Raw genomic sequence first — 8,777 nt, 5'->3', positions numbered from 1 at the left:
CCATTGGGAGAAGTAACTAGGATTCGTAATGACACGGAAAACATCTTCGGGTTTATAAGAGAAAAAGCGTTCAAATCTTAGAGCATAACGACCATTTGACTTATGTAGTGTTCCAAATTGATTCATCATATCATCCTCCCTTACTTTTATATCCTTAAAGTCTTGCTATTCACCATTAATTCAAATAAACAAATTAGGCTCAGAAAAAACTAACAATACTCATATTTGTTTTCATGCTTTTATAGTACCAAACATTTATATAACTAAAAACAATAATAAAATCATTTTCGTGTTCTTCAACAATCTGGCCCGTTTGTGGAAGAACAAGAATGGAGTTTTATAACATTAACAAAAGCAATAAAGAAAAATCCTATCTAAATTATAGGATTTTGATCAAACTTTATTACAAAATTATCAATCTTTTTTATAAATTATCGAACTTTTTTTAAAATCAACATTTGAAACCAAATTGCGGTTTTATACCATGCTTCTTTACAATTACTATGTATTTTTTCAAAAAATAACACGGTACCCAAGTTTACAGGTACCGCTTTTCTGTTAACTATTTAAATCATACCGTCTTCCCTTAACAAGGTAATACACACTTTCCGCGATATTCGTACAATGGTCTGCAGCTCTTTCCAAATAGCGGCACACAAACAACAGCTGGGTGACTCGCGGGAGTGACTCGGGATTGTTCTCATTTTTGGAGAGAAAATCTCTGATTGTTTGGCCGTATAACTCATCCACTTCATCATCCATGTCGGCTACCTTTTTTGCTTTGTCAATATCTTCTTCATTGAAGGCTTCCAGCGATAATCTTAGCATTTCCAATAAGATCCCATGCATTTTCCGGATGTTTTCGACCGGTGCCATTTCGGAATCCTGGCCAATCCGGATTGCCGATTTCGCAATGTTTACCGCGAAATCTGCTACTCTTTCAACATCCGTAACGATTTTGATCGCGCCGATAATTCTGCGAAGATCGATAGCGACCGGTTGCTGGCTGGCTATGAGCCAAATCGAAAGATCATTTATTTCTTCATCCAGTATATCTGCCTTCGTATCATCTTCCATGATTTCAAGCGCCAATTCTATATTTTGCGTTTCCAACGCCTCCAATGCTCTCGTCAGCGCCTCGTTTGTAAAATTTCCTAGTTCTTGCACTTTATTTTGAAGTTTTGTCAGTTCATCCTCGAAGCTTTCCCGTATTGCCATATTAACACTCCCCAATAAATTAATAAGGGACATGTCCTTATTAATTCCTATTATTTTTTATCCGAATCGGCCGGTTATATAATCTTCGGTCCTTTTGTCGGATGGATTGGAAAACATCTTTGTCGTATCAGCGAATTCCACCACTTCCCCATTCAGAAAGAAAGCCGTCTTATCCGAGATACGAGCTGCTTGTTGCATATTATGGGTGACAATGATGATGCTGAAATCTTTTTTTAACTCCTGAAGCAGTTCCTCGACTTTTAAGGTGGAGATAGGATCTAAAGCGGACGTCGGTTCGTCCATAAGGATGACATCGGGTTCGATTGCCATGCATCTGGCAATACAAAGCCGTTGCTGCTGACCGCCAGATAGGCCGTATGCATTCTGGTTTAAACGGTCTTTCACCTCGTCCCAAATCGCAGCTGCCTTCAGACTCTTCTCCGCGATCTGATCGAGCATCTTTTTATCGCGGATGCCATGGATTTTTGGCCCATACACGACATTCTCGTAAATGGATTTTGGAAAAGGATTCGGCTTTTGAAATACCATACCTACTCTTGTTCGCAGCTCTTCTACATTATATGATTTGTCAAGGATGTTTCTGTCGCGATAAACGATTTCTCCTGAGGTTTTCACCCCGGGCACCAATTCAATCATTCTGTTCAATGTTTTAATATACGTAGATTTCCCGCACCCTGAAGGGCCAATAATAGCTGTTACTTCATTTTCAGTGATATCTAAATCAATGTTTCTTAATGCCTGGTTGTCACCGTACCATAGATTCAACTGTCTCGTTTTATAGACAGAACGGTTTTCGGTAGGTTGTTCACCCGGCTGGTTTTCTTTTCTGGATTGGTTGCTTTCAATCATTTTATCCATTGTGTAGCCTCCTCCATTAAGTATTCTCCGCCGCAATCAATATCTCCTTTGATATTTATTGCGAATTAGAACGGCTATCGTATTTAATAGAAGTAAAAGCACGAGTAATACAATGATACCCGCTGCAGCGATCGCATGAAACTCCTCCTGAGGCCTGCTGGTCCAATTATAGATTTGCATCGGAAGAACCGTGAAAATATCAAATACAGTTCTTGGCAAAAAGGCTACGAATAAAGGCAAACCGAGGACGACAAGCGGCGCAGTTTCTCCAATCGCCCTTGATAAGGCTAAAATTCCGCCGGTTAATATACCGGGGATGGCTGCCGGAAGCACAATCCGGATGATGGTTTGCCATTTAGTTGCCCCGAGGCCAAATGAAGCTTCCCTTAATTCTTTAGGTACAGCCCGAATCGCCTCCTGGGAAGCAACGATAATGATCGGCAATACAAGCAGACTCATGGTTAAACCGGCTGCCAAAACGCTTGTACCCAAAGCTAACGCGCGAACAAAAACAGTTAACCCTAATAAACCAAATACAATGGACGGTACTCCAGCCAAATTTGAAATATTGATTTGAATGAATGTAGTCATGGCATTTTTCTTTGCATATTCCTCTAAATAAATCGCAGTGCCCACCCCTAAAATCAAGGCAACCGGGGCAACGACCGCCATGAGCCAAATCGAACCAATCAACGCGGTGAGTACCCCAGCCTGTTCCGGCCTTCTCGATGGCAGGCTTTGCAAAAACTGAAGGTCCAAATAACCAATTCCCTGGAAGATAATTCGATAAAGCAAGACCGCTAAAACGAGCAACGCAAATAGTGTAGCCAAGAGAAACAAAGTACGAAAAAAGATGTTTGAAGCAAGTCTCGGCTTCATTCTATTCTGGATTCTTCCTTGATCAATGAACTTCATCAATATTCCTCCCTAAACCGGCGTGAGACAAATTGCGCGATAAAATTCATCACAAGCGTGAACAGGAACAACGTCATTCCAACCGCATAAATACTATAGTAAATCGTAGTGCCATAGCCTGCATCGCCCTGGCTCACCTGGACGATATAGGCGGTCATCGTCTGGATCGAGCCGGTTACATCCCATGAAAGGTTAGGGGTCGAACCGCCCGCGACCGCGACAATCATCGTTTCTCCAATCGCCCGCGAGATGGCAAGCACAATGGAGGCAATAATTCCGGAAATTGCTGCTGGCAAAACAACTTTTATAGCAACTTCGAATTTGGTTGCACCTAATGCGAGGGCGCCTTCGCGCATGGCCATCGGAACCGATGACATCGCATCCTCGGATAAAGAAGCAATCATTGGTGTAATCATAATGCCGATGACAAGTCCCGGGCTTAACGCATTAAAAATTTCTAGCCCAGGGATGATATCCCGAAGCAACGGTGTGACAAAGGTTAAAGCAAAATAACCATAGACAATGGTCGGGATCCCTGCCAGCACCTCTAATATTGGTTTAATGATTCTACGGGAACGCTCTGTAGCATACTCGCTCAAATAAATAGAGGTCGCAATTCCAATCGGTACCGCCACTAAGACGGCAATGGCCGTCACCTTCAACGTTCCAGAAACGAGAGGCATAATACCATACGAAGCATTAGTTGCCGAAAAAGGATACCATTTGTCCGCCGTCAAAAACTCTTTAATCGAAACGGTGTTGAAAAATATAAATGTTTCAAATATAAGGGTAAGCACGATTCCAATTGTTGTAAGTATGGATATAGCAGCTGTGATAAACAACAAAATCGGAACGATATTTTCAAATGAAAAACCTTTGCCTTTCTTATGTACATTTTCAGAAATCATTTCTTGCACCGACGAAGTTTTTCGATTATTATTCAAACATTTAAAACTCCTTTCGATCCACATCATTTTCCATTATTTCACAATAAGAGAAGATGGGAAGTAAGCAGTCACTTCCCATCAAATAACAAACAAGTCTACTTTAAGGCTTCCAGTTTATCCTTATCTGCATCATATTCTTCTTTCGGAAGGCGGACATACCCCACGTCCTCGGAAAATTCACCAGCATTTTCGATTGTGAAGCGGAGGAAGTCATACACCTCTTTATTTTCTTTTACCTCAGCATTATTCGCATAAGTGAATAATGGACGGGATAGAGGTGCATATTCCCCCGATTTAATGGTTTCATTGTTTGGCTCGACTGGTCCTTTGCCGCCGTCAATTGGAACAACCTTTAGATCATCTTTATTTTCAGCGTAATAGGCATATCCAAAGAAGCCGATTGCATTTTTCTCCCCTTTTACACCCTGTACAAGGATATTGTCATCCTCGGAAAGGGTTGCCCCTTCTACCATCGGTTTCTCTTCTAATACAATTTCATTGAAATAATCAAATGTACCGGAGTCCGTTCCAGGGGAATAAAACTGGATTTCCTCATCTGGCCATCCTTCACGGATATCTGACCATTTTTGAGGACTGCCATCTTCAATCCACATTTTTCTTAACTCCTCAATCGTTAAATGGTCCACCCAATCATTGTCTTTGTTAACAGCGACAGAGAGCCCGTCAAAGGCCAGCCTGAATTCTGTATAATCAATTCCGTTTTTCTCGAGTGCCGCTTTTTCTTCCTCTTTAATCGGACGGGAAGCGTTTGCCAATTGAGTTTCCCCTGCTGCAAATGACTCAAAACCGCCACCTGTACCAGACGTCCCAACAGAAACTTTTACTTCTGGCTGTTCGGCCATATATTCTTCAACGATGGCTTCCATTATTGGATAGACCGTAGATGAGCCGTCCACACTAACATTGCCTTGCAGCTGGTCTCCACCGCCTTCCCCGTTTCCACCATTGTTGTTCTCTCCCTGATTTCCACATCCAGATACGGAAATAAGAAGCAGCGCCAATAGCGCAAAGTATTTAAATGTTTTCATTTTTGAATACCTCCTAAGTTTTGAAATAAAACTGATATTTTAAGATAAGATTTTCCGTTAGTATGACCCATTCATAAAATAATTATGGATTGAAAATATTATAAGCAGGAGATGGATTTTTATTAATTTGAGAAATGAGGGATAATAATTGGACGATGAAAAAGTTTTTTCCGAAGAATCGGTAAAAGTGAATATTGAATTAAACAAAAAATTGGAAGATATTAAAGTAAGGGCTTCCACTGATGGCCTTTCTGAGGCTGAAAGTGCCAACATTAAGCTACAGGAAGCTTTTTATGGAAATGACGAGGATCCTCATACTTTTCCACCAACCTATATTTATAACAATACACCCGCAATTAAAGTAACTGGGGATGAAGATTAAAAGCTGATTTTAACGCGAACAAACCCTGCTAAAATCTAATCAAGCAGGGTTTGTTGTTATTTTCAAATCGGATGGAAGGAGCAACAAATCATGACACTGTCCAGCGTTGGCAAAAAGATATGTATTGTTATATGCCAGATGCTTTTTTCACTTTTTATCATTTTATTGATCAGTGGTTGGCCTATCTTATTTAACGATATGAAATTTAACGAGCAGGAATATTGGAATCATACGTGGATGCTAGTGAATAAACTTATTCATTTTAATAATGGCACTTTTCTTGAAAATGGGAAATATGGCCAACTGTTTCCATTTGCTTTGGAACAGGCGGCGGAAACCTACTATATTTTATCCTTGGCTTTGTTAATTTCTGTGCTGTTTTCCGCAATCATTGCCTACTTGTCGTTTATTTTTTTAAAAAATCGAGTTGGAATCATTCACAAAATCGTTACGGTCCTTGAGTCCATACCGGATATTTTCACAATCGCTTTACTACCCATTTTAATCATTTATCCAGGTGCTGCTGTTGATGGCCCATCTGGGAGTATTAAAATTATTCTTTGGTGGAACCAAGGTCGAGGAAGGCACAGTGAGCTCGATTTCCAACGAATGGTCTGGCTTGATAGGTTTTTCCTATCAATTTTTACGGGCGTACCCATGGATTCCGTTGACGCCTATCATTTTCTTCGCTTTGACAAGCATTGCTTTAGTGTTGATTTTGGAATCGATCAAGAAAACCCAGGTGATACAAAGCCAGATGATCAAGTGAGCCATAACCTGCCTTGTTTGTGCCATAACCTCCGCTTCAGTTCGGAAGCTGGTTTCTATTACCATTTCATCTGTCACACTCCTCTCAATTTATCGAATCTCTATCATAACTATGTATTGGGAATCACTTATTTATAAGTCCATTAAAAAACTACTAACTAACTGTTTCATTTTGTTTTCCCATCTTTTCCGGGATTTCCACGTACAACTATATATTCTACCGAGGTTCTTTTCAAAATAATAAATATGTAGAATCTTCGGTTGATAAACACTGTTTTTCAGCATAGTTATATAGCACAAATCCTATATTTTCTGAAAAATACTTTGTGTTTTTAAATTTTACGATATGATTTCCCTAAGGAGATGGTTTGTTTGAAGTTTATAAATGAAGTGAAATCCGAAGAAGAATTGCGTTCCTTATTAGGCAATCCCGGCGTACTGGCAAAGAATAAGGTGATAGATTATCTAGATGACAATTGTATCGAGTTTCTCCGCAAATCTCCTTTTCTCATCCTGTCATCTGCTAATTCTTCCGGGCATTGTGATAGTTCACCACGGGGAGATGCCCCCGGTTTTATTCATGTAATCGATCAAAAACATTTCGTCATCCCTGAAAGACCAGGGAATCGTCGTCTGGATTCCATCCTGAATGTATTGGAAAACCCTCAGGTCGGCGTGCTTTTTCTCATCCCCGGCTTGGATGAGACGTTAAGAATAAACGGAAGCGCAACAGTAATTCGTGATGAACACATCCTTGAGAATATGAAAGCAAACGGAAAAACTCCCTTACTTGGGATTGCAATTGAGGTCGAGGAATGCTTCATACATTGCGGCAAGGCGTTTAAACGCTCTGGATTATGGAACCAAGACACATGGATTGAGGAAGCAGCCCTCCCGTCTGCCGCGAAAATGTTGGCGGTCCATGCCAAGTTACCGGACATGACAGAGCAAGAAGTCGCCGCATCGCTTGCTGAAGCGTACCGGAAACGGCTTTATTAAAATAAAAATAGCATGCCGCAAAGCATGCTATTTTTGCTTATCATTGTTCCGTTAATATCAAAGGCCCATCTTTTGTGATCACAACGGTATGCTCATATTGGGCAGACAGTTTGCCGTCCACGGTCCGTGCTGTCCAGCCGTTATCATCCATCTTGGAATGCCAGGTTCCGACATTCACCATCGGTTCGATCGTAATGACCATTCCTTCTTTAAGACGCAGCCCTTTACCCTCCTTGCCATAATGCAGGACTGTCGGTTCTTCATGCATCGTTTTTCCGATGCCATGACCAGTGAAATCACGTACAACTGAGTAATTCTCTCCTTCTACATAGGATTGAATCGCATGGCCAATGTCCCCAAGACGTTTACCGGGACGCGCCTGCTCAATCCCTTTGTAAAGGGAATTTTTCGTTACTTCCAGAAGATGTTCTGCCTTTTCTGACACTTCCCCTACTGCATAACTCCATGCTGAGTCTGCAAGACCACCATTCAGATTGACGACCATATCGATCGTAACGATATCCCCTTCCTTCAACGGCTTGTCGGAAGGAAAACCATGGCAGATCTCATCATTGACGGAGGCGCATGTCGCATATTCATAGCCATGAAAGCCTTTCTGTTCAGGTGTGGCTCCATGCTTTGCCAGGTATTCTTCCACAAAGTTATCAATTTCTTTTGATGTGATTCCCGGCTTAATCATTTTGGCAATTTCTCTATGGCAGGCAGCAAGAAGTTTTCCTGCTTCCTGCATCATTTGAATTTCACGTTGACTTTTTATTGTTATCATGGACAAATCCTCTTCCTTTATTTCATAATCGTTGAAAAAACAGATAATCCAATTCTAGACCTTTTGTTTCATATTATGCAAGAAAAAGGTCCGGTATATAACCGGGTCAATAAATCGATGGCTTCATCCAAGTTCCTCACTGGATTGTGACAGACAAAGTTTTCACAAATATAGATGGTTGTCTTACCTTCCTGCTTCCGGTAGTCCGCAGTAAATGGCGCCAGTTCTGATAGTTCTTGATTGCCGGAGCCGATAAGATAGGTAATTTCCGGATGAAAGTCCCGCTGAATTTTTTGGATGAACAACTCACTTTCAGGTTTTTCATTACTACTTCACACGTTATCTATAAATTGTTGAAAGGAAAATGTAACTATTTCTGGAAAATAAAAAACCCGCTAATTAAAGCGTGTGTCTTAGTTTAAGATTAGAATAATGGATTCTTGTATTTATTATATGTACGGCTGCTCAAAAACCTGAGTAGTGATTGATAAGCAATGAAACCAAGTGATCTCCTTTTAAATAGTAGTCTTCCATCTTTAATAAAAGGAAACTACTTATCATGGGGCTTTCAAAATTCTTTGCGATAGTTTTTTATCGTATTAATATATCCTAACGGTAAGTTGATTTTGTCTATATCTTCTTTATTAAACCATCTTCCTCAATAATAATTACTCCTTTTATAGAAATCGAATATTTATTAAGCACGAACGACCCCCTTCTTATTAGAAAGGCTCTGTTAAATTCCATTGTTGATTTTCAAAATGGTCATGGAAGCTACTCGCTTTCCGCGGACGAACTGGCAAGCCTCCTCACTCGTACCTCGCTGCGGGGTC

Annotated in this window: 9 protein-coding genes; 3 read left to right on the top strand and 6 right to left on the bottom strand. The window is 40.6% G+C overall.

All coding sequences use genetic code 11. The features are described from left to right. Window positions 1-558: 558 nt before the first annotated feature. The 5 genes from phoU to D0463_RS17605 all read right to left on the bottom strand — a co-directional run bounded on the left by phoU (window position 559) and on the right by D0463_RS17605 (window position 5,008). On the bottom strand, window positions 559-1,218 hold the full coding sequence (gene phoU, locus D0463_RS17625; RefSeq protein WP_117308677.1) for a phosphate signaling complex protein PhoU: 660 nt from the start codon (window positions 1,216-1,218) through the stop codon (window positions 559-561). Between the two features lie 57 nt (window positions 1,219-1,275). Further along, window positions 1,276-2,088 (bottom strand): phosphate ABC transporter ATP-binding protein PstB, encoded by an 813-nt coding sequence (gene pstB, locus D0463_RS17620; protein ID WP_117308678.1) that lies wholly within the window; start codon window positions 2,086-2,088, stop codon window positions 1,276-1,278. Between the two features lie 45 nt (window positions 2,089-2,133). Continuing rightward, window positions 2,134-3,012: a phosphate ABC transporter permease PstA gene (gene pstA, locus D0463_RS17615; RefSeq protein ID WP_117308676.1), complete on the bottom strand. Its 879-nt coding sequence runs from the start codon at window positions 3,010-3,012 to the stop codon at window positions 2,134-2,136. Continuing rightward, a complete protein-coding gene (pstC, locus tag D0463_RS17610) occupies window positions 3,012-3,983 on the bottom strand; it encodes a phosphate ABC transporter permease subunit PstC (RefSeq protein ID WP_117308675.1) in 972 nt (323 codons plus the stop codon). Before pstC ends, pstA begins: the two co-directional genes overlap by 1 nt. Before the next feature lie 71 nt (window positions 3,984-4,054). Then, entirely contained in the window at window positions 4,055-5,008 is a 954-nt protein-coding gene (locus D0463_RS17605) for a PstS family phosphate ABC transporter substrate-binding protein (RefSeq protein ID WP_117308674.1), read from the bottom strand. 148 nt (window positions 5,009-5,156) lie between these two features. Here D0463_RS17605 and D0463_RS17600 point away from each other — a divergent pair, with 148 nt between their 5' ends. From D0463_RS17600 to D0463_RS17590, 3 genes are all read left to right on the top strand, one after another. Next, a complete protein-coding gene (locus D0463_RS17600) occupies window positions 5,157-5,390 on the top strand; it encodes a hypothetical protein (protein ID WP_117308673.1) in 234 nt (77 codons plus the stop codon). A 243-nt stretch (window positions 5,391-5,633) separates the two neighbouring features. Then, entirely contained in the window at window positions 5,634-6,296 is a 663-nt protein-coding gene (locus D0463_RS17595) for a hypothetical protein (protein ID WP_160118474.1), read from the top strand. Window positions 6,297-6,530: 234 nt separating this feature from the next. Further along, a complete protein-coding gene (locus D0463_RS17590) occupies window positions 6,531-7,157 on the top strand; it encodes a pyridoxamine 5'-phosphate oxidase family protein (protein WP_483295751.1) in 627 nt (208 codons plus the stop codon). A 40-nt stretch (window positions 7,158-7,197) separates the two neighbouring features. Here the strand turns inward: D0463_RS17590 and map are convergent, their stop codons facing one another. Next, on the bottom strand, window positions 7,198-7,944 hold the full coding sequence (gene map / locus D0463_RS17585) for a type I methionyl aminopeptidase (RefSeq protein WP_117308670.1): 747 nt from the start codon (window positions 7,942-7,944) through the stop codon (window positions 7,198-7,200). Window positions 7,945-8,777 lie beyond the last annotated feature (833 nt).

The sequence above is a fragment of the Bacillus sp. V59.32b genome, from assembly GCF_003429085.1.
Lineage (GTDB): Bacteria > Bacillota > Bacilli > Bacillales > DSM-1321 > Peribacillus.
Note: the sequence above shows the minus strand (reverse complement) of the source record. Positions and strands in the feature narration are given on the sequence as shown.